Consider the following 22188-nt stretch of genomic DNA (forward strand, 5'->3'; position numbering starts at 1 on the left):
AACATAAATAACCAGCTTAAAGGAATAAGTGTATGCAGGGCATTCGCAACCTATCGGAGAATACTGTCGGTGCAGCTTTCGAATTGAGGTTTTATGGTAATGAGTCCAGCAGGCCTGTTATTTTGTTACAAGCCCGCGAAGACGACAAGTATTACTTCTTTGTCGGCAGATCCGTTAAGGCTGTCAGAAAGGCTTCTGTATTCTTTTCCAATGCTGACACCTGTTACATTCGTACGCAGGACGGCATTTCCCGGTTCCATGCGCGCCCTATCTCAGATATTAAGTCTCTGTATCCTTCTATGCCGGATGCTCAGACTGACTCAACAAGCACTGACAATTCCCCGGTCACAATTGGCTCTGACTCCGGTGATAGTGTTGACAATAAAACATTACTCCCAGGGAGCGCCGTCCACCCTGAAAAACAACAGCCCTCAACATCGGAAGATTTAACGCCACCGCCTGAGCTCAAACCTGCACAGATTCTGAATCACTCTTACACGATGTCACAGAAGCCTTTAAGCTCGGATACCCCTCTTGTTGGCCAGGCCCATGGCTCTATTATTGCAGTTGCCATGACCAATGATCCGGCAGAAAACGTCACCAGCAACAGTGTCGCCATTGTTCCTGATCAGGACATCTTTCCATTACTGGCTCTGCCAGAGAAGATTCTATCCCGGATCATGGGTCATTTATCGCACAGAGATGTAACAGCGATGAAAGAAAGCTGTCTGCATTTAAGGGAAATAGCTGCCCCGGTTCTGAGTGTCAGGAACATGGCCAGCAGCAGGGTATGGTTCAAACAGTTCGCGCCATCACAACAGCAGATATTCATACAGATCGCCAAAAATTTCACTGAACCTCAACTCAGAGCCTGGTTGATGCAGTTTACCCGGGATAAAATGCTGGTGAGTCATCTCTGTCAACAGTCAGACAGGGAGGTGACAGACAACTCTGAGGCCCGGAGCCCGGAAAAGATACCGTTGTTCCCTCAACTCCTGTTTTACCAGGTGAGTCAATTGATGATTGACAGTCCGGTTTTGCAGCCGGATTTGGTAGCAGAGATTCAGTGCAAGTCCTATTTAGTCGAAACAGCCATACTCAGCCATGATGCCAGCTACCTGGTGACCGATTGTTATGGCGCCGATGGCAGAGCAAAAATTCATGCTCTGGCGGCGAAGAACAGTGACTGCCAGCAGATCCACATTCCTCATGTTGGCAGGGTCAGGCAGGTCATCTGTAGCGCAGATAACCGCCATATACTGAGCTTCTGTACCCAATGTACGGTAAAAATCACCAGCCGTTCTGACGATGACCGCTGGGCAGAGCAACTTTGCATTGTCCATAAAAAAAAGATCAGATCAGCCAGCTTCAGCCCCGACAGTCGGCATGCGGTGACGGTCAGCGGCGATAAAAATGCGTACATCAGTTCAGTAGACCAGGATGGCCGCTGGGCATTAACAGCGACGATTGTCCATGAGGGGGATGTTTGTTCAGCAAACTTCAGCCCTGATAGCTGCCTTCTAGTGACCGCCAGTGAAGACCATACCGCCAAAATCCATAGGCGTGCAGCTAACGGCAAATGGTTGCCGATAACCACCTTGCAACACAAAAACAAAGTCATCTCAGCCGAGTTTAGCCCGGATAGCAAGCATATCATCACTGTCTGGACTAATCAGACTGGTAAGTTTGGACAAACAGCAACGATTTACAGCGTTAACCCTGATGGTTGCTGGACAGAAAAAGCCGACATTACCCACTCCGACAGGATCTGCTCAGCCACCTTCAGCCCCGACAGCTGCCATGCAGTGACGGCCAGTCTCGATCACACGGGTACCGTCTTCAGTTTTGATAGCGACAACAACTGGCAGAAAAATGCGCTGATCAACCATACAGGGAGGGTCAGCTCTGCCAGCTTTAGCCCCAATAGTCTGCTGATAATAACCAGCAGCGATGATCACTCGGCGAAAATTTTCGGGTTTGATACAGACCACAGGCGCTGGACAGAGCAAATGGCCATTAAGCATGAAGATAAAATCAATTCTGCCCTGTTCAGTGCTGATAGCCGCCATATTTTGACACTATCGAGCAACGACACATCAGAGCCTAAAAACAATTGTAAAGCCATAATCCACTCTCTCTGTTCCGATGGGCAGTGGCTGCCAGGCGCCAATATTGAGCCAGAGGGCGGGGTCTGTTCAGGTCAGTTCAACCACGATGGCACCCATGTTGTCATCAACGACTTTTCAGGCGATGCCCAGATCCTTGGCTGTGGCAAAGATGGCAATTGGTCACGAAAAGCTCTCATCCGCCATCCATATTCACTCAAATCATCAGAATTCAGTGCCAACGGCAGCCATCTCGTCACTGTTAGCAGCAGGGGGAAGCGGATTAAAGTCTGGCGCCTCTGCGGGGTGGAGGCAGCGCCAACATCCCATTCAAAAGGTAAACGTGCTGCAGCGTCATCGTTATTGTCGCCGCCTCCAAGTAAAAAGGCTCGCAGGTGAACGGTTAGAGACTATCTTGGAATAGCCACTTATGATCAAAAATTATTGCCATTTTCAGACGGTGTGCCATTGAGGTTAATGCGTCTGGTTTGATTTTTGATTGGATTGAGTGCTTAACTGGCAGAAACGCCCAGTAAATACCTCTACGTTGGAGGAATGAAGCCATGAGGTTTCAACCTGCCCCGATTAATTCCAAGGGAAAAAAGATGAAAAAAATCCTTTTATTTCTATTAGTGTTAACTGCTTGCGGACTCAGTAAAGCGGCGCAATACGAACTAAACCGGGATATATCAAGAGTGTCATTTGCTACGGTGAAGTTAGAGTACGTTATTGAGCCGGCTTCAATATCCTCTCTAACGGGCAGTATTAATGAAACCGGTCTGTTAACTCTGGATATTCCAATCTCTGGCATTGACACTGGCATTGGAATTAGAAATGAGCGCTTGAATAAGCTGTTTTTCCAATCGGATTTATTTCCCAGTGCTAAGGTTTCTGCACAAATTTCAAACTCATTATTAGCCCCTGATACAGTGGTTCAACAGCTAACTGTGCCGGCAAAAGTAACCCTCTATGGCCAAACACAAGAGTTGGAATTTTCCGTCAATGTGGTAAAAAGCGGAAACCTGTTGTCGGTAGCCAGTACACAGCCGGTTATCGTTCGAGCTTCACAGTTTGGTATTCCGGCTAAAAATCTGACAGAACTGGCAAAAACAGTGGGACAGATCTCGATTTCTGACAACGTTCCTGTCAATTTTTCATTAGTATTCAGCAAATAAAATAGATCTACCTGGAAAGCAGGATGGCGGGATCAGTTCTCTGTTCTTGCTTGATGGCGGCCAACCATCCAGTGCAGCCAAGTGGTATGGAATATACCTCTTGGCTGCACTAATTTTGCTTGGACAGCTCTTTATATTTGGTGACAATATTTTCCAGACTTTTCTTTTCTGTATCCATGATGGCCTGAACACTCTCTGGGACCTTGTTCATGTTTATCTGGCTCATTTCGCTTAACAGTCCTTTTGCCTGGTTGTTCAGCTCTTCGAGCTGACCGGCTGTTAAATTTTGACCCTTATTTCCTCCGGCTGTTAAATTTTGATCATCATCTTTTTTGGTGTTCTTCAGGCGCAGTTCGGCAAATTTTTCGGTGACGGGGTGAGCGGATTTTAGCCAGGGTGTGCAATGATCGAGGGTGTATTGAAAACTGTTCACCCGTGCTACCTTGAAAACACCTGTACCATGGGTTTTCCCGGTAATGCTTTCCAGAGGCACTTTACCGAAAGGCGTGTCATCCAGGCGTACTTTGTATTTACCTTCTGTCCTGTTCTTGAGGTCATTCAGCAGCGTCGTGTAATTCTGGTATTCCTGCTGGGATATAGTGTCCAGTTGTTGATTCAGCCATTGGGATACTTCTTTACCCGAGTTGGGCTCAAGGTCCTGCAGACTCATGGGGTCAAGATGGCCGTGCTCGGACAGGGGTAACATCATCTGACTGACTGCCGCCATTCTCACATTTCTGCCGAGCTGATGTTGGTCAAAGAAACGATAGAAGCCGGTAAGGCTTTCACCTTTTTGGAAAGCAATGTCTTCCAGTCTGTTCCTGAGTCCTTTCTGGGTATCCGAAGCACTGCTTTTGTTACTGAGGATTGAGGAGCCTGGTACTTCATGCTTGAACCATTTTTTATCGACACCCCCTTTTTCGGATGCCCCCGTCAGAGCCATGGCTCTCAGATATCGGGTGAAAAATTTCGGCATCTGCTCTTTCCAGGGGGTGTCCTTGCGCTGAGCGAGACTTTTGGACATATATTTTGCCGGTGCATCCAGTGCCGCTTGTCTTTTTCTCTGGCGTCTGGCCGGAAGAGAAATTTCAGTGATAGGAGCGGCTGGCTCTGTCTCAACCTTCTCTGATGGTGTGACAGGCGTTTTCTGAATGCTCGCTGGCTCTTTGCTTTTTGCAGTCGGAGCTACACTATCGGGCAGTGAGCTGGTGCGGACTGGTGGTTTTGGAGGCACTTTTTTAATGGTTCTTTCCGGGGGAGCTTGCTTCAGAAGTTCTTTACCCTTTGTTTCCAGACGCCGATAAAAATGCTTCTGCAAGTCTTTTATCGCAGCGGGATCGTCTGCGAGTTCCGGGATTCCCAGTTTTTGGGCTGCGCCCCTCAGGGCTTCCTGTACGTCAGAGAACGCATCATCTCCCTCAGCACAGGAGCCGGGTTTGAAGGTTGCAATCAGTTCCCGGTACTCTGCCTGCTTGTCTGATGCCCATGATATTTTGGCCAGGTGATGGTCCAGAAGATTGCTGGTCGCTTTTTGCATAGCGGCAGTCTGAAGCAATGTGTTCGTTGGAGGTGTCGCAGGCTTGCTAATGGACCGGCTGGCAACTGATTTAGCTTCCTGGGGTCTTTCAGTCAGCACCTGGCTTCTGGGTCTGAGTCGGGTCTTCTGCTCAAAAGAGGGTTGTTTCTGCGGCTTAAGATCGGTCGCCGACGGTGCCCGTCTGCGCGGCTGGGACGATGTCTTGTACATTTCTTTAGGCGTTGGAGGTATAACCCGGACGCCCCGTTTATAGATGGACTTTTTTTCAGGAGTCACCTGATCTCCAGGAGAGAGCATCTTGCTGACGACATCACTCAACGCCTTGACTTTGCCATCCTTGGAAACCCGACTGGTCTGCTCAGGCTGTATCCATTTTGGACCCTGACCTGAGGTTTTGTCGATCAAGCTCATACTGTCCCTGTATGCCGTTTTCTATCCGTTCCTTAAGAATAGTAGAGCATTAGTTGTTCTATTTATTATTGCCTCTGGTTTTTATTAGCTTTTGGCCGCATTTTTAATCCACTTCTTCAGCTGATTGGCGGGCAGGGCACCGGATATACGGCCAATTTCTTTCCCGCATTTGAACACAATCAGGGTTGGGATAGAGCGGATGTTCAATTGCGCTGCAATTTGCTGGTGCTTTTGAGTGTCGAGTTTTGCCAGTCTTATGTTGGGTTCGAGTTCACGGGCTGCTTCGGAAAAGGCTGGAGCCATGGCTTTACAGGGACCGCACCAGGGAGCCCAGAAATCCACCACAACCGGTATATCGGTCTGGGCCAGAAAACGTTTGAAATTACCGGAATTGAGTTCTACGGGTTTGCCGTAAAAGAGTTTGTTCCTGCATTTACCGCAAGAGCCCCCGTCTTCCAGGCGCTCTTTAGGGACCCGGTTGGGAGTGCTGCATTTGGGGCAGGCGATTTGCAAGGGCTGAGACATATCATTACCTGGGACAAATGAAGAATTTTACGTGATATATGTGGGGGATTATGACTCGTTAATAGAGCATAAGACCAGATGCATTAATGCAAACTCTGGGTTAACCGCTAATCTGAAAGTAGGGCAATTGTTATAAGAAGGTTAAATCATGGACGTTTACCAAATCGTTGAGTCCGGTGTGCTGGAGAACAAGAAAGTGCTGGTGGCTGAAGATAATCCCGCCAATCAACTGGTGCTGAAGAAGTTACTCAAGAAAGTCAATATTGAGCCGGTTTTCGCAGAAAACGGTCAGGAAGCTCTGGAATACTGCAAGAGTGATCCGGAGAGCTGGGACCTGATTCTGATGGACTGTGAAATGCCCGTCATGGATGGTTACACTGCCACCGAAGCAATCCGGGAGTTTGAACAGGAGGCCGGAATAGAAGAGCATACCATTATTGGTCTCAGTGCTCATGCTATTGACGAGTTAAAAAATAAAGCCTTATCCAGAGGCATGGACGACTACTTAACCAAGCCTATTGAGCGTGATTATTTATTTCAAACCCTGGTCGATTATCTCGGCTGAATGACGTCTCAGGAAAAAGGCCAGCAAAAATGCTGGCCTTTTTGACAGGGGGCTGGCGTTAACCGATCAATTGGCAACGATATTAACCAGTTTGCCGGGTACTACAATCACCTTGCGAACAGTCTTTCCTTCAGTAAACTTGGTTACATTTTCCTGCTCAAGCGCCAGCTTTTCAATCGCACTTTTATCCATGTCGGCTGGAACTTCCAACTTTGCACGAACTTTGCCATTGACCTGAACCACCATGGTGATGGCGTCTTTCTCCAGGGCGGACTCATCCACTGCAGGCCAGCCAGCCTGAACCACGGGCTCTGAATGACCCAGGGCATTCCAGACGCTGTGCATAGCGTGAGGAGCAATAGGTGCCAGCATCAGAGTAGAGGCTTCCAGAGCTTCGCGAAGAACGGCACGAGCCTGATCACTGTTGTCCCGGAACCGGGCTATCGCGTTGTTCAATTCCATTATGGCAGCAATAGCGGTGTTAAAAGTCAGACGACGTTCGCAATCATCGGAAACCTTTTTGATGGTTTCGTGAGTTTTACGACGCAGGTCTTTCTGTTCCTTGCTCAAAGCCTTGCTGTCCAGAGCCGGCACATCTCCGGAAGCCAGATGTTCAGAAACCTGTTTCCAGAAACGACGCAGGAAGCGGTGAGCTCCCTCAACAGCGCTTTCGGACCATTCCAGGGTCTGCTCGGGAGGTGCAGCAAACATGGTGTATAGACGGATGGTGTCAGCACCATACTTATCGATCAGTTCCTGTGGATCAATACCGTTGTTTTTGGATTTGGACATTTTGCTCATGCCCGCATGCTCAACGGTTTCACCGGTTTCCTTCAGGGTGGCTTTGATCAATCGACCTTTGTCGTCCAGTTCAAAGTCTACTTCGTTTGGTGCAATCCAGTGCTTCAGGCCCTTATCGTCCAGCTTGTAAAAGGTATCAGCCAGAACCATGCCCTGACAGAGCAGCTTTTTGAAGGGTTCGTCACTGTCAACCAGGCCGGCATCACGAAGCAGTTTGTGGAAAAAACGGGAGTAAAGCAGATGCATAACGGCATGTTCAATACCACCAATGTATTGATCGACGGGCAGCCAGTAGTTGGCAGCCGCCGGGTCCAGCATTTGCTTGTCAGTCTTGGGAGAGCAATAACGAGCGTAGTACCAGCTGGATTCCATGAACGTATCGAAGGTATCAGTTTCACGGGTTGCTGTCTGGCCGTTATGAGTGGTTTTGGCCCACTCAGGATCGGCCTTGATGGGTGAGTGAACACCATCCATCTCAACATTTTCAGGCAGCAGCACCGGAAGATCTTCCAGAGGGACTGTGACTTCAGTACCGTCTTCCAGATAACGCATGGGAATCGGAGCTCCCCAGTAACGCTGACGACTGACTCCCCAGTCACGCAGACGGTAGTTAACCTGCTTTTCACCTTTGCCCAAAGCAATCAGCTTGTCGGCAATTGCATTGAATGCTTCCTGAGAAGTCAGGCCGTCAAATTCCCCGGAGTTGATCAGCTTGCCTTTTTCAGTGAACGCTTCTTTGGACAGGTCACACTCTTCGCCGTTTGCAGGCTCGATGACTTGTTCGATAGCCAGTTTAAAGCGGGTAGCAAATTCGTAGTCACGCTGATCATGACCGGGTACCGCCATAACAGCGCCGGTACCGTAATCCATCAATACAAAGTTGGCAGCCCAGACAGGTACTTCTTTACCTGTCATTGGGTGAATAGCTCGAATACCGGTATCAACACCCACTTTTTCCATGGTTGCCATTTCTGCCTCGGTGACACCGTTGGACTTGCATTCTTCAATGAAAGCGGCGAGCTTCGGATTATTGGCAGCCGCAGCTTTGGCGATAGGGTGCTCTGCAGCAACGCCCACGTAAGTCACACCCATCAGCGTGTCCGGGCGTGTGGTGTAGATCTGGAATGCTTCCGGTGATCCGGCAACGGGGTTAGCCACTTTGAAGGTCATCTGAACACCTTCGGAGCGACCAATCCAGTTGCGCTGCATGGCTTTAACCTGATCAGGCCAGTCTTCCAGCTGATCCAGATCAGCCAGCAGTTCTTCAGCGTAAGCCGTGATTTTCACAAACCACTGGGGCAGCTCCTTACGCTCCACCAGAGTGTCGCAACGCCAGCAACGGCCATCTTCTACCTGTTCGTTGGCCAGTACGGTGGCGTCGTTGGGGCACCAGTTCACAGAAGACATTTTCTTGTAGACCAGACCCTTTTCGTACAGTTGGGTGAAGAACCACTGTTCCCACTTGTAGTAGTCCGGTTTGCAGGTGGCCAGCTCACGGTTCCAGTCATAACCGAAGCCAAGACGCTTGAGCTGACCTTTCATGTAGTCAATGTTTTCGTAAGTCCATGGGGCTGGAGCGGTTTTGTGTTTGATAGCGGCGTTTTCTGCCGGTAGGCCGAAGGCGTCCCAACCCATGGGTTGCAGGACGTTTTTACCCTGCATACGTTGATAACGGGATACCACGTCGCCAATGGTGTAGTTGCGAACGTGGCCCATATGCAGTCGGCCGCTGGGGTAAGGGAACATGGACAGACAATAGTACTTTTCCTTGCCGGCCTCTTCACTGACAGCAAAACTGTCATTCTCTTCCCAGTATTTCTGGGCTTCTGTCTCAATCTTGTGCGGCTGGTAATGCTCTTCCATCATGGCTCTTTGCGAGAATCTGGATTTAAAGGGTTTCAAACTCTGCAATTAAAAATTTGCAAAATGTACAAATTTTTAATTGCAGAGCGGAGAAGAACACGGGTGTTCAGTATAACCTGCGAAGCATACATGAGTGAGGGCAGCGGGGGTAGCGCTTCTGGAATTTTTTGTTATGGGGCTTGTAGAACAATGTATAACAGAGCAGGCAGGGCAACAAAATGTGAGTTTGATGATGTACTGGATGAAGTATTTGAGGTGGACCTGGTCGATGTATTGGATGAACTGGATGTATTGGGTGAAGTAGATGTATCGGTTGAAGTAGATATATTGGATGAAGTGGGTGTACTGGATGTAGCTAACTTACTCCAGTTTTCTAAAATAAGTGAATGACCAGAAATAAACCAGGTGCCAGAATGCGCCTGATACACTTCTTCTAACGCAATTGAGTCACTGATGAATTCATGATTGAAAGACAGAGATACTTTATTCTGAAAGATTGCACCCGCTAAAAACGAGATGTTGACAGAAGAATGATGTATTCCTAATACATAAGTCTCGTTGTTCCGAAAATAAAACAAGGGTCCTCCTGAGTCGCCATTCTGCGATGTACCCCTATACCAAAGTCGATAGACGTCGGTTCGACATTTAAAGGGCCAATATAAAGAAGCTGATCGTAATATTTTTTTACCTGCATAACCAGCAGCCATTGGATGGGGCGCAACTTCCCGGAGATCAGGGCATGTTGCATTTAATTGCATTTTTGGAGGTGCTATGTTCACTGAATCCTCCAGTTCAATGATTGCAATGTCGTGTATTGTGTTCGGATGTCTGTAATCAGGGTGCTTGATATATCTAACAGCCTCTCTAACTGGAGCATGAGCTTCATTAAAGAAAAAAAGTCGTAGACTATCATTTTCGCTTAATGAACTTACACAATGGGCTGCAGTCAACAGATGAATGTCAGATATTAGTACTGCTGTACATAATGATGAGGAGGAGGATGAGAAGGCAATCCATGGATATGTGCCAATGGGTACTACTGATGATGGCGCATATCGTTCAACTCTATCCAATGATGCGGCAAAAACATCTTTGGATATAAAGGTATAAAAAAACAGAGTTAAAATTGCGTTTTTGTTTGCACGCACGGACTCAGCTCTCCTGAATCTATGAAAGTTGCTTACGAAATTAGCACATTTTGCTCGTTCTGCACTTGCTATCTTTATTGCGCAGCAGCACCTGAGTATGGCAAGCAAAGGATCATGAAGGGTTTTTCATTGGAAGTTCAGAAGATAAAAGCGCGTTATCCTGATGCGACTTATGTGGGTGTTGCATACACAACGGCTGACAACTGGACATTTCTGGAGCTACTAACATTACAGCTGACTCAGGTCTTGCTCTTATTAACCATTATTGATGGAAGTAGATATGTTTTCAGTATTGAAGATCTGGTTATCCGGATTCCCGGTAATATTGGCTGCTTTGTGGATAGATTCTGGATACTCTTGTACTCACCCCAGAGCTGAAGTTCAGGCTCGTTGTGAAGAGGTGTTAAAAGCAAATCCGGGTATTTTTACTCGTTTTGTTTTTCATGACGATCCGGGTGTGAGTCTGAGGGGCGTTCTGAAAACCCGAAATACTCTGCATATTGTAACCAGTGATTATGCCCTGGATGCTCCGATTACCGTATCAGGTTATTTCGTCAATGTGGGGATTATTGGTGTTGCCACTGATGGCAAATATCCAACATTGTCATTGACAGGACCAATGTTATCCCATGGCGTTGATGCGTTCATTCGAGTTTCAGACTTCAGGTTATTGTATCTCGATGGGTTTGAACTGGATGCCGGTGGCAGCTTTGCTAATTTTTACGGCAATCTTAACCATTTTATTCATGCCAGTAATGATAGAGTTACACTGAAGAATCTCAAGTTACACAAAGCTGATGAATCTATTGATAGCGCTATCTATGTGGAGCACTCCAAAATACTGGAAGTCAGCCATTTAGAAATCTGGACAGATGGGTACAGAGAACCACCATTGCTTGAAACCAGAAAGGTTGATGAAGTGTACTTGAGTGACAGTACGGTGCATGGCTACCCATCAGAATGCACACTGATTTTGCATGAAAACAGTTATCAGGTGTCGTATTTAAATGTTGCCTTACCCATTAAACAAGAACGTTTTTCGTATGTGTTTGCTTACCCGGGAATTTCTATCGTTTATAAAGATCCTGAAAAATTCAGTGCCAATTTTAGTTTCGAAAATATAAGAACCGATCCGCCCTCATATCATGATCCCGATCTTGACTGGGTTCAGGTTCCTTTATGGGTAAATGGTCCTGATCAGGTTCACGCGAGCGTTACCTATAAAAATAACACGTTTGACCGGGCAAATACTCTCATGTTTCTTACTGATGTTCATTGGAAGGGAGATGCTGCAGCCATACCTATCCTGAAAACACCTCAATATGAGGCATTTTTAAAAGAAGATTTTGTTCCAAAATGCCTTCATAGAAAGTATCCATCAGCTTCTATAAAAGGGAATAAAGAATTAATAGAGTTGCGAATATCATTAGATAAACTATTAAATATTAGCGAGCGAGAACTCTAAGATAATGCCTGCTCTTATTGTGATTTTTCATTTAAGTCTGTTTGTCGCCTTAGCATTTGACTTATTTGCCTGAGGGTGGTTCACCTGACGGAATGTTTCTGAATTGATTTTTTGAATTGTTTGACCATTATAAGTACCTAACCAGTTGGTTTCACATATTCTGGACGGCGGCTTTTTCCACCCTTCTGCGTTCCAACTCTGGTTGCGTAGCTACGGCTACGCGCCCGTCGTTGCGCCTTGAAGGATGAAAAAATCCACTCGCCAGAATATGCGAAACCAACTGGCCAGGTACTTACATGATTCAGTTTTTGCTAATGCTAACTATTTTTAACGGAAATAGATATGTTTTCAGTATTGCAGATCTGGTTATACCGATTTCCAATAATATTGTCCGCTTTGTGGATAAATGCCGGATATTGTTGCACTCACCCCAGAGCTGATGTTCAGGCTCGTTGTGAAGAGGTTTTAAAAGCATTTCCGGGTGTTTTTACTAATGTTGTTTTCCATGACAATCCGGTCAGAAGTCTGAGGGGTAATCTGAAATCCCGAAATACTCTGCATATTGTGGCCAGTGATTTTGCTCTGTATGATCCGATTACCGTGTCAGGCAGAGCTGTCAATGTGGGTATTGTTGGTATTGCCACTGATGGCAAGTATCCGACTGTGTCATTGGCGGGGACAATATTTTCCAACGGTGTTGATGAGTTTATTCGGGCTTCAGATAACCAATTGCTGTATCTCGATGGGTTTGAACTGGATGCCGGTGGCAGTTTTGCTAATTTTTACGGTAATCTTAATCACTTTATCCATGCCAAGAGTGACGAGGTTACGCTGAAGAACCTCAGGTTACACAAAACGGGTGAGTCTATTGAAAGCCCTATTTATGTGGAGCACTCCAAAAAACTGGAAGTCAGCCAGATTGAAATCTGGAATGATGGGAATAAAGAGCATCCAGTGGTTGCAACCAGGGAGGTTTTTAAAGTGCAATTCAGCGACAGTACTGTGCATGGATTCCCATCAGAATGCACACTGATTTTGCATGAAAACAGTCATATTGTGTCGTATTCGAACTTTACCTACCCTGTTAAACATTCACAGTCCTGGCAATCTGGGGTTACACCGGGGATTTTTATCGTTTATGAAGATTATGGAATGTTCGCTGCCAAATTGAGTTTTGAAAATATAAAAACTGAACCATCCGCATCCCATGACCCCACTTTTGATGAGATCCAGGTCCCTTTATGGGTAAAACGTCGTTATGGTGAGGTTCACGCGCTCATTACCTATAAAAATAACGCTTCTGACCGACAAATGACCGGCATATTTCATTCTAATGTTCCCTGGTGTATCAATGATAAGATCAGTTATTTTCCAAAAAAAACTGATAATGAGGACAAGTTCAGTGAATATTTTGTTCCAGAATGCCTTCAGAGAAGGTATCCATCCGCTCACATAGAAGGAAATACAGAATAAATGTGGTCGTCTAAGTCCGACAGTACAGTGCATGGGTTTACGGCGGAATGTAATCACCGGTCTGAGATGGCCCTTTTTCAGCTCGGGATTGGCCACCATGACCAGATGTAAAGTCACAAGGTATCGTGACTTCGTGGTAACTATGGGTATCCGTGGTAGTATGATCCTGTTCGTTAAAGTCGTCTTGTTAAAAAGGATATTGTGCAAAAATCCGGTTCATGAGTGACGATGAGTCTCTTGTTTTTTCTCTTGAAACAGATTTTGCATCAGGCATATGAGCACCCGTACTCCAACAAGAAGAGGCGCCAGCAAGGCCGCTTCGAAAAAGAAATCCAATCAACAGTCGAAACTGCCAGGCTGGATGTGGCTGGTAACCGGTTTTGCGGCTGGCTTTTTTGTGGCTTTCCTGATCAAGCTGACACCGGCTCCAGTTTCGGTTAATGCTTCTATAGAGACAGCTGAAACGGCTCAGTCGGGTAAGGAACGCCCGGAGCCGGTCTTCGATTTTTATACCGTGCTGCCCGAGCAGGAAGTGATTCTGCCTGAACCGATTGAACGTCAGTCGCCACCTGCAGTCAGTGTCAGTGAAAAAACTGGCTCGAAATCCGTGCCTGAAGCGAAAACAGCTACTAAGTCCGGTGTGAAGTATTTGTTGCAGGCTGGTTCATTTCGAAGTGCCAAAGACGCCGATCGTCTGAGGGCGCAGTTGCTTTTGGCAGGTCAGGAACCCAGGGTCGTCAAGGTAACCGTGGGTGCAGGGGAGTCGTGGCACAGGGTGCAGCTGGGGCCTTTTGATACATCAGAAAGTATTGATCAGGCAAAGCAGGTGCTGGCTGAATTCAAGATTGATGGTCTGTTGTTGAGAATGAAATAGCTGGATTCATCCACTTATATTCCCGAATGATAAAGTGCCATAAGCGAAGAAAAATGAATCAGGTGATAAGTATGAAAGCACCGGTAGCCCAAAAAATAGCCCACGAGATCGTTCAACATGGTTCCAGCAGGGTTGATGACTACCACTGGCTGAGAGATAAAAACTGGCAGAAGTTTATTGCCGGTGATCTGGATTTTGATAATCCGGCGGTTCTTGAATACATCCAGTCTGAAAATGCTTACAAAGATGAGTTTATGAAAGGCTACAAGGATGTTGAAGAAACTCTCTACGGTGAAGTTCTTTCCCGTATCAGGGAAGACGATGAATCCTGGCCGGTCAAAGAAGGTGGTTTTTTCTATTACTCAAGAGAAGAAAAAGGCAAGGATTATTCGATTCTCTGTCGCAAGCAGGGCTCAAGAGAAGCGCCTGAAGAAGTCTACTTTGACATAAACAGGGAAGCAGAAGGTAAAGAGCTTTATATCTTCGGTGCTTCAGGCACCAACCTTAAGCAGACTCATTTTGCCTACAGCTTCAATCTGACCGGTTCAATGGAGAGGACTATCCGGGTTCGAGATCTGGAGACAGGACAGGATCTGGATTGGGAGTTTGCAAACAGTACCGGGTCTTTTCTCTGGCACGGCAATGAGCATCTGTACATTGTTGAGCGGGATGAGTCAGGTCGTGGTCGTGATGTATACAAAGTTCATATCCATAAAGGTGTTGCTGAAAAAGAGTTAATCTTTTCCAAGCCTGAAGAATACGACAGCATGTTTTTGTCTTTATCCCGAACCAATGATCGTGAGTATTTCATGATTCATCTGGATAGTGGTTCGACGCATGTCGTGTATTTGGCTGGACGGGATTCAGATCAGTTTGAAAAGTTTGCTGTGGGCGAGAACGATGTCTCTTTCTCTCTGGAACATTACAGGGGCGACTTCTACATTCTGACCAATCAGGATGGAGCCAACGACTTCAAAGTTATGAAGTGTCCGGTAGCTTCTGAAATGACGGTTGCCCAGGAAAAGTGGCCCCAGGCAAACTGGCAGGAGTTTCTGCCTGAGCAGAAGAACCTGTGCCTGGGCGGTATCCATTTCTATAGCCACTTTCTGATCGTTGAGCGCAAGAATAACCAGAAAGTACTGGATGAAGTGGCTGTGATGGATATGGATTCCGGAACTCTCTCAATCATCTCAATGCCGGATGAGGCTTATTGTCTGGATTTTTATGGTGACTGGGATCATCAGGCAACCGTTGTCAGGTTAGACTACGATTCACCTGTATCGCCAAACACGGTGTTTGAGCTGAATCTGGAAAATGGTGCTTTGACAGAGGTTTATCGCAAGGAAGTTCCCAACTTTAATGCCTCGATTTATGAAGTGAAGAGAGAGTTTGCCATGGCTCGAGATGGTGAGCTGGTGCCACTGACCATTATCTGCAAAAAAGGAACGAAGCTGGATGGAAGCAACAAAGCCATGGTGTATGCCTATGGTTCTTATGGCTATGGAATGTCAGCAGGTTTTTCTTCGCCTAAATTCAGTTTGATTGATCGCGGCTTTGTTTATGCCATTGCACATGTCAGGGGCGGGGATGACAAGGGGTATAGCTGGTATCTCAATGGCAAAATGCAGCACAAAATGAATACCTTTAATGATTTCATTGATTGCTGTGAGTACCTGGTTCGTCGTGGCTATACGGCCCGGGGTAATATTGCTATCAATGGTGGCAGTGCGGGCGGTCTGCTGATGGCAGCCGTGACCAATATGAGACCCGACCTGTTTGGTTGTGTTGTTGCCGATGTGGCTTTTGTCGATGTGATCAATACCATCAGTGATGCGTCTTTGCCCCTGACTGCGCCAGAATGGGAAGAGTGGGGTAACCCGATCACCAGCAAAGAAGACTTTGATTACATCTCAGGTTATTCGCCCTATGACAACATAGAAGCAAAGGACTATCCGCCTACGCTTTACAACTCGGGGATATCCGATGAGCAGGTCACTTATTGGGAACCCACCAAAATGGTGGCCAAACTAAGAGCCTTGAAAACCGACGATAACCCCCTGATCCTCAATATGAAAATGCATGCGGGTCATGCCGGTGCCAGCAAGCGTTACGAATGGATAGAGGAGATTGCATTTGATTACGCCTTTATCCTGAAATGTTTTGATAAGGTGTAACGGACTGTCAGGCGCGGAAACACTGTTAAGTGTTACCATGGTGTTAATTTCGAAATTTTCTAATGCGAAAAATCAGGCGGATAACCAACTGGTCACGAGCGCGTTACGCGGTATGGAAAGTTTTTCCCTGCCACACCCTTGATAATTCTGTCTCGCCCCCAATATTAATCGACGAATCAAGCAAAATGCTAAAAGGAGCCCACCTTGGAACAGTATCGCGGCACCACCATTCTGTCCGTTCGTCGAAACGATAGTGTGGTCGTAGGGGGTGATGGTCAGGTTTCATTGGGTAATGCCGTCATCAAGGGCAATGCCCATAAGGTGCGTCGCCTGTTCAAAGGCAAAGTTATAGCAGGCTTTGCAGGTGGTACAGCAGACGCATTTACTCTTTTCGAACGTTTTGAAGCCCAGTTGGAAAAGCATCATGGGCGTCTGGAAAAAGCAGCCGTTGAACTGGCGAAAGAATGGCGTACCGACAGAACATTGCAGCGTCTGGAGGCCATGTTGATTGTGGCAGACGCCAAAGCATCTCTGGTCATTACCGGCAATGGTGACGTTATGGTCACTGACGATGGCATTCTGGCCATTGGCTCGGGTGGATTCTTTGCTCAGTCTGCTGCCAAAGCGCTCTACCAGAATACTGACCTGGGTGCGAAAGATATCGTTGAGAAAAGTCTGGAAATAGCTGCAGATGTCTGCGTCTATACCAACCAGAACCGGGTTATCGAAGAAATCAAGATTGAGCAGTCCTGACCAGAAGGCCGAAAGCAGAAATCGGTTACAATCCGGCTTCTCGCTGACAGCGTTTAAATGGTGAGTTTACTGATCTTTCGTTAACAGAGTCTGTGACATGTCAAATATGACCCCTCGTGAAATCGTTCACGAACTGAATAAACATATTATTGGCCAGGATGATGCCAAACGTGCCGTAGCCATTGCTCTTCGCAATCGCTGGCGTCGCATGCAGCTGGATGAAGAGCTGCGAAATGAAATTACCCCCAAGAATATTCTGATGATTGGTCCTACCGGTGTTGGTAAGACTGAAGTCGCTCGTCGTCTGGCCAAACTGGCTAATGCCCCTTTTATCAAGGTTGAGGCAACCAAGTTTACAGAAGTGGGTTATGTTGGCCGTGACGTAGAATCCATCATCAGAGATCTGATGGATGCGGCTATAAAAATGCTGCGTGAGCAGGAAGTTGAGAGAGTAAAAGATCGTGCTCTTGATGCCACAGAAGAGCGGATACTCGACGCCCTGCTGCCTCCTCCCCGTTCCTTCTCAGAAGAGTCCGAAAAGCCTCAGGATAATTCAACCCGTCAGGTGTTTCGCAAAAAGCTGCGTGAAGGCCAGCTGGATGAGAAAGAGATCGAGATCGATGTTCGCGAAGCGGCCATGGGTGTGGAAATAATGGCACCTCCCGGCATGGAGGAAATGACCAGCCAACTGCAGAATATGTTCTCGAATCTGAATGCCGGCAAGCAGAAAAAACGCAAGCTGAAAGTCAAGGACGCTCTGAAACTGGTTCAGGACGAAGAAGCTGCAAAACTGGTCAATGAAGACGAACTGAAAACCAGAGCGATTGAGTCTGTTGAACAGAATGGCATTGTCTTCATCGATGAAATTGATAAGGTGGCCAGGCGTTCTTCCGGCTCTAACGCGGATGTTTCCCGTGAAGGTGTTCAGCGGGACTTGTTGCCACTGATCGAAGGCTGCACCGTTTCCACCAAGTACGGCATGATCAAAACGGATCACATTCTGTTCATGGCTTCCGGTGCATTTCACCTCGCCAAGCCATCTGACCTCATTCCAGAGCTGCAGGGTCGTCTGCCTATTCGTGTTGAGCTGAAGGCACTTACCACTAAAGACTTTGTTCGTATTCTGACTGAGCCTAATGCTTCCCTGACGAGGCAATATCAGGCGCTGATGAAAACAGAAGAACTCAATATTTCTTTTGCTGAAGATGGTATTGCCCGTATTGCGGAAGTGGCCTGGACAGTCAATGAGAACACCGAGAATATCGGTGCCCGTCGTCTGCACACTGTGATTGAGCGTTTGCTGGAAGAGATCTCCTACAGTGCAGCAGACCTCTCCCTGAAACACAGCGAATCACCGCTGCTGATCGATGCTGCTTATGTTAACGAGCATCTGGGCGAGCTGGTTCAGGACGAAGACCTGAGTCGCTATATTCTCTGATATTCTAGCCGACCATACTCAGAGAGTTGTGGTCGGCAGCTCGCTTTTTCTCTTCTCTGTTTCTGAGCGCTATCCTGATCAGGGCAAGAAAGACGCCAGCCATCAGCCCTAACATAGCTCCTAAAACGACGATAAGCTTTTTATTGGGTTTAGAGGGTGAAACTGGCACGATCGCAGGTTGCTCTATTTTGGCAGGAATCATGGTAGAAAAGTCCGGGTCCAGTTTTTCTAATTGTTCGAGCTGGTAAACACGACTGGATACACCTCTGATGTAGGGTTTTTCTGCGCTATCTTCTGCATTGGGCCTGCTGTAAAAGCGATACTTCTCAATTCTGCTACTGACCGCATCAACCCCTGACTTCAGAAGCTTTTCACCCAGTAAGTAAGTAGCTCCATCAATAATGGTTGCATTCACTTGACTGGTCTGGAGTTCCGTAATTCCGGCGGCTTGAGCCTGGGCTAAGGCTTCCTTCAATTCTGTCAGACGCAGTCTGTTATAAGAGATGAAGTTTGATTCCAGACGATCAATATGACTTTTTATCTGCTTTTTCGTTATTTCAACCTGTGCATGAAAGTTCTCATGCATATTCTTTACGAACCGTTCCTGAGCATAGGGCAAAAGAACTTCATTAATGATCGATGCTGATTCTTCAGGGTTTGAAGAGCTGTATCGAATGTTCGTCCGATTATCATTCTTGCCCGTTGTGATAGCTAAGTTATCAGAAAATGCTTTGTATTGTGCTGCGAGCATTTTTTGATCAGGCGTTGAGCTATTATCGGAATCAATGCTTGCAAGAGACGACTTCTGGAATGCATAACGTCTTGCGGCAGGGCTGGTTAAATACTTCAGGTACAGCTGATAGGCTTCTTCAGTGGTCAGATGCTCGGAGTCCTTGCTTTCACCATTTGAGGCAATCAGGAAAACGTTACTGTTCCAAGCCGCAATATTTGCCGGGGAAGATTCATTTAAGACAGCCTCGGTCGTGTAGCTTACAGGAAGCTTAAAGGCAGCAATCACAGCAATGGCTGTTGCCAGCGTGGTAATCACTATAATCAGCCATTTCTGGGCAAACAGTTTCTCTGCAAGTTCAAAAAGATCAATTTCATCGTCAGGATAAGGGTCATGGTATAACTGATTTGGGGTCTGTAGGTTATTCATACCTGGGATAAAATCCTTGAGTGTATTTATTCGTTGTAAATTTAGTGCTGCAACATTATCCAGAATAAAAGGGTTAATGTCTCCTGTGATTTTATGTTGATCAGGCAAAGACACTTGCAGGTAAAGCTCGGTATTTGATTGTTTTTATAATGCGCAATGGCTGATACGAGACGCTTCAAAGATGGGTAGCGAAATTTTTCTGGTGAGCACTTCCGGTCGCGAGGGTATTTCGTCTGCCCAGTAGGCCATTGAACAATCCCTTCGTAGTTAAGCGATTTTCAACGTTTTGTGGCTACTTGCAGTGCACAAATGGCAGTCACCGGCACTGAAAGTAGCAGAGTTGGTCGCGGCTATCTCCAAGTCCCATCGTCTCTCAAAAGGTAGATTCTCCACCAATCGGCAGTGGCAACTTTTACCCGGGTGCCACTGGTGTCTAACCACGGGTGGTCGCTATCACCGGTTTTCGCTACAGCTGCAACGACCCGATCCTTAAGGTAAATAGTAGCTTTTGCTTCCTCTGATCCATCGGCTCGCGGACAATAGATTGTCACGCTGTTGTCATAAATGCCAGTACCGATAGCAGCCCTTGGGCCGAAAGCACCTTGTTGTGCGTTTTGCGGAGCTTGTTGTGAGGTTGACTCTGAAAACCCAAAAGCGCCGGTAGTGGTGTTATTATTTACGTTATGCATATTAAGTTCCTCTAATTAAATAAGTATCATCCTTGATTGCAAGGGCTTTGATTTGAAGGACATTCAATACTGATGTCCTATGATAGGTTAGAACGGGTTTCAGATTGAAAGTTCATAACATGGATGGCAGCGTGACTAACAAGAAAACAGGACCCTGATAAACCGCGTTGAGCCTGTTATTTTGCTGAAGTAGAGATTTTGAGTATGCAGCAAATAACCCCCGAAGCTCTGAATGAATCCTCGCTATGGAGGCTTTAGTCCGAAAGGCTCCAAAGAGCTGCATCATGGTCGATATGCTGCCGTCTGCAGGGCAGCCATTATGGACAAAATACGCCTCCGACTCAGCCGGAGGCCATTGAACAATCCCTTCTTAGTTCAGTGATTTTCAACGTTTTTCGCCACTTGCAGTAAACAGATGGCAGTCACCGCAATGAAGAAGCGTAGTTGATCACCTCTCCATAGAAGTGTCTTGTAAGAACCATAACCCATCAGCATCCTTAGCGTAGGTTTTCGCCACTCCATCAGTGGTGATCTCCGCTCGGGTGCCATCGTCCCTTAAGTCGGCCGGAGCAATCGAATCCTGTAAGAACCATACTCCATCAGCGTCCTTAATGTAGATTTTCGCCACTCCATCGCGATTGTTAATCACCGCCCGGTTGCCATCGGCACTTAAGTTGTCTGGAGTGATATGATCCTGTAAGAACCAGAAGCTATTAGCAGACTTAACGTAGGTACTCGCCACTCCATCGCGAGTGTTAACCACCGCCCGGGTGTCATCGGCACTTAATTTGGCTGAAGTGATCATATCATCCGTGCTAAAGGTGACTTTTATTTCGCCTCCTTCTAAGATTGACGCACTGTTACCAAAATTGTCATGTTTATTAATGACGATAACACTCCTCCCAAAACAGGTACCTTCTGGTGTGTTTTCCGGAGCTTGTGGCGTGGGTGAATACCCAGTAGCGCCGCTAATGTTGCCATTATTTACGTTCATATTATGTTCCTCGAATTAAATAGGTATTTTCCTTGATTGCAAGGATTACGGTTTGAAGGGCATTCAACATTGATGTCCTTTGATGGGTTAGAACGGGTTTCTGGTTGAAAGTTCATAACATTGTTGTCAGCATAACTAACAAGAAAACAGGACTCTGATGTAAGCTTTTTTGAGCCAGTCATTTAACGAAATACGCCTCCGACTCAGCCGGAGGCTATTGAACAATCCCTTCTTGGTTCAGTGATTTTCAACGTTTTGTCGCTACTTACAGTACTCAGCCATACGGAATCGAATATTTCTGGCTTATTGGGCAGGTGCTCTGCAAGGCGCAACGACTGGAACATAGCAAGCTATGTGGCCAGAGTTGCAACGCAGTCAGAGTGCCTGAACAATAAGCCAGAAAATATGATTTCGTATGGTTGAGTACTTACAGTGCACTGATGGCAGTCACCGCACTGAAGAAGCGTAGTTGATCACCAATCCCCAACCCTGGAAGAGTGATGAAAGAGCCATATCCCCTCAGCATCCTTGGTGTAGGTTCTCGCCACTCCATCGTCAGTGACCACCGCCCGGGTGCCATTGTCCCTTAGGTCAGCTTGAGTGATCGAATCCTGTATGTACCAGAACCCGTCAGTCTTAGAGCAGACTCGCGACACTCCATCGCGAGTATTAATCATCGCTCGGGTGCCATCGGCAGTTATTTCGGCTGAAGTGATCATATCATCCGTGTGAAAGGTGGCTTTTATTTTACCTCCTTCTAAGATTGACGCACTGTTATCAAAATTGTCATGTTTATCAATGACGATAACACTCCTCCCAAAACAAGTACCTTCTGGTGTGTTTTCCGGAGCTTGTGGCGCGGGTGAATACCCGGTAGCGCCGCTAATGTTACCATTATTTACGTTCATATTATGTTCCTCGAATTAAATAGGTATTTTCCTTGATTGCAAGGATTTCGGTTTGAAGGGCATTCAATATTGATGTCCTACGATGGGTTAGAACGGGTTTCAGACTGAAAGTTCATAACATTGTTGTAAGC

At 46.7% G+C, this 22188-nt stretch carries 19 protein-coding genes and 1 pseudogene; 12 read left to right on the forward strand and 8 right to left on the reverse strand.

The window, feature by feature from the left end; all coding sequences use genetic code 11:
* The first annotated feature begins 32 nt into the window (after positions 1 to 32).
* Together ACOMG9_RS05725 and ACOMG9_RS05730 are read left to right on the forward strand one after the other, a co-directional pair.
* The gene (locus ACOMG9_RS05725) at positions 33 to 2504 is read left to right on the forward strand and encodes an F-box/WD repeat-containing protein (RefSeq protein ID WP_448216139.1); all 2472 of its coding nucleotides are present in this window, start codon (positions 33 to 35) and stop codon (positions 2502 to 2504) included.
* Positions 2505 to 2668: 164 nt separating this feature from the next.
* Entirely contained in the window at positions 2669 to 3280 is a 612-nt protein-coding gene (locus ACOMG9_RS05730) for a YceI family protein (RefSeq protein ID WP_448216140.1), read from the forward strand.
* Positions 3281 to 3389: 109 nt separating this feature from the next.
* On the opposite strand, the gene ACOMG9_RS05735 is transcribed toward ACOMG9_RS05730, so the two are convergent.
* Both ACOMG9_RS05735 and trxC read right to left on the reverse strand, forming a co-directional pair.
* On the reverse strand, positions 3390 to 5228 hold the full coding sequence (locus ACOMG9_RS05735; protein ID WP_448216141.1) for a hypothetical protein: 1839 nt from the start codon (positions 5226 to 5228) through the stop codon (positions 3390 to 3392).
* Between the two features lie 84 nt (positions 5229 to 5312).
* Positions 5313 to 5753: a thioredoxin TrxC gene (gene trxC, locus ACOMG9_RS05740; RefSeq protein ID WP_422132741.1), complete on the reverse strand. Its 441-nt coding sequence runs from the start codon at positions 5751 to 5753 to the stop codon at positions 5313 to 5315.
* 148 nt (positions 5754 to 5901) lie between these two features.
* Between trxC and ACOMG9_RS05745 the strand changes: the two genes are divergently transcribed.
* Positions 5902 to 6318 (forward strand): response regulator, encoded by a 417-nt coding sequence (locus ACOMG9_RS05745; RefSeq protein ID WP_422132742.1) that lies wholly within the window; start codon positions 5902 to 5904, stop codon positions 6316 to 6318.
* Between the two features lie 66 nt (positions 6319 to 6384).
* On the opposite strand, the gene leuS is transcribed toward ACOMG9_RS05745, so the two are convergent.
* Positions 6385 to 8982 carry a leucine--tRNA ligase gene (gene leuS, locus ACOMG9_RS05750; RefSeq protein ID WP_448218614.1) on the reverse strand — a complete coding sequence of 866 codons (2598 nt, stop codon included), beginning with the start codon at positions 8980 to 8982 and terminating at the stop codon, positions 6385 to 6387.
* Between leuS and ACOMG9_RS05755 the strand changes: the two genes are divergently transcribed.
* A complete protein-coding gene (locus ACOMG9_RS05755) occupies positions 8971 to 9372 on the forward strand; it encodes a hypothetical protein (protein ID WP_422412108.1) in 402 nt (133 codons plus the stop codon). The genes leuS and ACOMG9_RS05755 overlap by 12 nt on opposite strands.
* 233 nt (positions 9373 to 9605) lie before the next feature.
* Here ACOMG9_RS05755 and ACOMG9_RS05760 read toward each other — a convergent pair.
* Positions 9606 to 10013 (reverse strand): annotated as a pseudogene (locus ACOMG9_RS05760) (trypsin-like serine protease); the annotation flags it as partial.
* Here ACOMG9_RS05760 and ACOMG9_RS05765 point away from each other — a divergent pair.
* From ACOMG9_RS05765 to hslU, 8 genes are all read left to right on the forward strand, one after another.
* A complete protein-coding gene (locus ACOMG9_RS05765; protein WP_494530408.1) occupies positions 9940 to 10092 on the forward strand; it encodes a hypothetical protein in 153 nt (50 codons plus the stop codon). The pseudogene ACOMG9_RS05760 and the gene ACOMG9_RS05765 sit on opposite strands and share 74 nt — an antisense overlap.
* 152 nt (positions 10093 to 10244) lie before the next feature.
* Entirely contained in the window at positions 10245 to 10508 is a 264-nt protein-coding gene (locus tag ACOMG9_RS05770; RefSeq protein ID WP_448216142.1) for a hypothetical protein, read from the forward strand.
* Entirely contained in the window at positions 10456 to 11595 is a 1140-nt protein-coding gene (locus ACOMG9_RS05775) for a hypothetical protein (RefSeq protein ID WP_494529929.1), read from the forward strand. The genes ACOMG9_RS05770 and ACOMG9_RS05775 overlap by 53 nt, the downstream gene beginning before the upstream one ends.
* Before the next feature lie 342 nt (positions 11596 to 11937).
* Entirely contained in the window at positions 11938 to 13068 is a 1131-nt protein-coding gene (locus ACOMG9_RS05780) for a hypothetical protein (protein WP_494529930.1), read from the forward strand.
* A gap of 274 nt (positions 13069 to 13342) precedes the next feature.
* A complete protein-coding gene (locus ACOMG9_RS05785; RefSeq protein ID WP_494529931.1) occupies positions 13343 to 13942 on the forward strand; it encodes an SPOR domain-containing protein in 600 nt (199 codons plus the stop codon).
* Between the two features lie 71 nt (positions 13943 to 14013).
* Complete coding sequence (locus ACOMG9_RS05790; RefSeq protein WP_494529932.1) at positions 14014 to 16116, forward strand: S9 family peptidase; 2103 nt, start codon at positions 14014 to 14016, stop codon at positions 16114 to 16116.
* A gap of 204 nt (positions 16117 to 16320) precedes the next feature.
* Positions 16321 to 16869 (forward strand): ATP-dependent protease subunit HslV, encoded by a 549-nt coding sequence (gene hslV / locus ACOMG9_RS05795; protein ID WP_257255452.1) that lies wholly within the window; start codon positions 16321 to 16323, stop codon positions 16867 to 16869.
* 97 nt (positions 16870 to 16966) lie between these two features.
* Positions 16967 to 18307: an ATP-dependent protease ATPase subunit HslU gene (gene hslU, locus ACOMG9_RS05800; protein WP_422132749.1), complete on the forward strand. Its 1341-nt coding sequence runs from the start codon at positions 16967 to 16969 to the stop codon at positions 18305 to 18307.
* A 4-nt stretch (positions 18308 to 18311) separates the two neighbouring features.
* On the opposite strand, the gene ACOMG9_RS05805 is transcribed toward hslU, so the two are convergent.
* From ACOMG9_RS05805 to ACOMG9_RS05820, 4 genes are all read right to left on the reverse strand, one after another.
* Entirely contained in the window at positions 18312 to 19466 is a 1155-nt protein-coding gene (locus ACOMG9_RS05805; RefSeq protein WP_448216147.1) for an LPS O-antigen chain length determinant protein WzzB, read from the reverse strand.
* Positions 19467 to 19816: 350 nt separating this feature from the next.
* The gene (locus tag ACOMG9_RS05810) at positions 19817 to 20155 is read right to left on the reverse strand and encodes a hypothetical protein (RefSeq protein ID WP_494529933.1); all 339 of its coding nucleotides are present in this window, start codon (positions 20153 to 20155) and stop codon (positions 19817 to 19819) included.
* A 448-nt stretch (positions 20156 to 20603) separates the two neighbouring features.
* Entirely contained in the window at positions 20604 to 21149 is a 546-nt protein-coding gene (locus tag ACOMG9_RS05815) for a hypothetical protein (protein WP_448216149.1), read from the reverse strand.
* Between the two features lie 473 nt (positions 21150 to 21622).
* Positions 21623 to 22057, reverse strand: a complete 435-nt coding sequence (locus ACOMG9_RS05820; RefSeq protein WP_448216150.1) for a hypothetical protein — start codon at positions 22055 to 22057, stop codon at positions 21623 to 21625.
* Between the last annotated feature and the right edge of the window lie 131 nt (positions 22058 to 22188).

The sequence above is a fragment of the Endozoicomonas sp. PH6C genome (genome assembly GCF_059322965.1).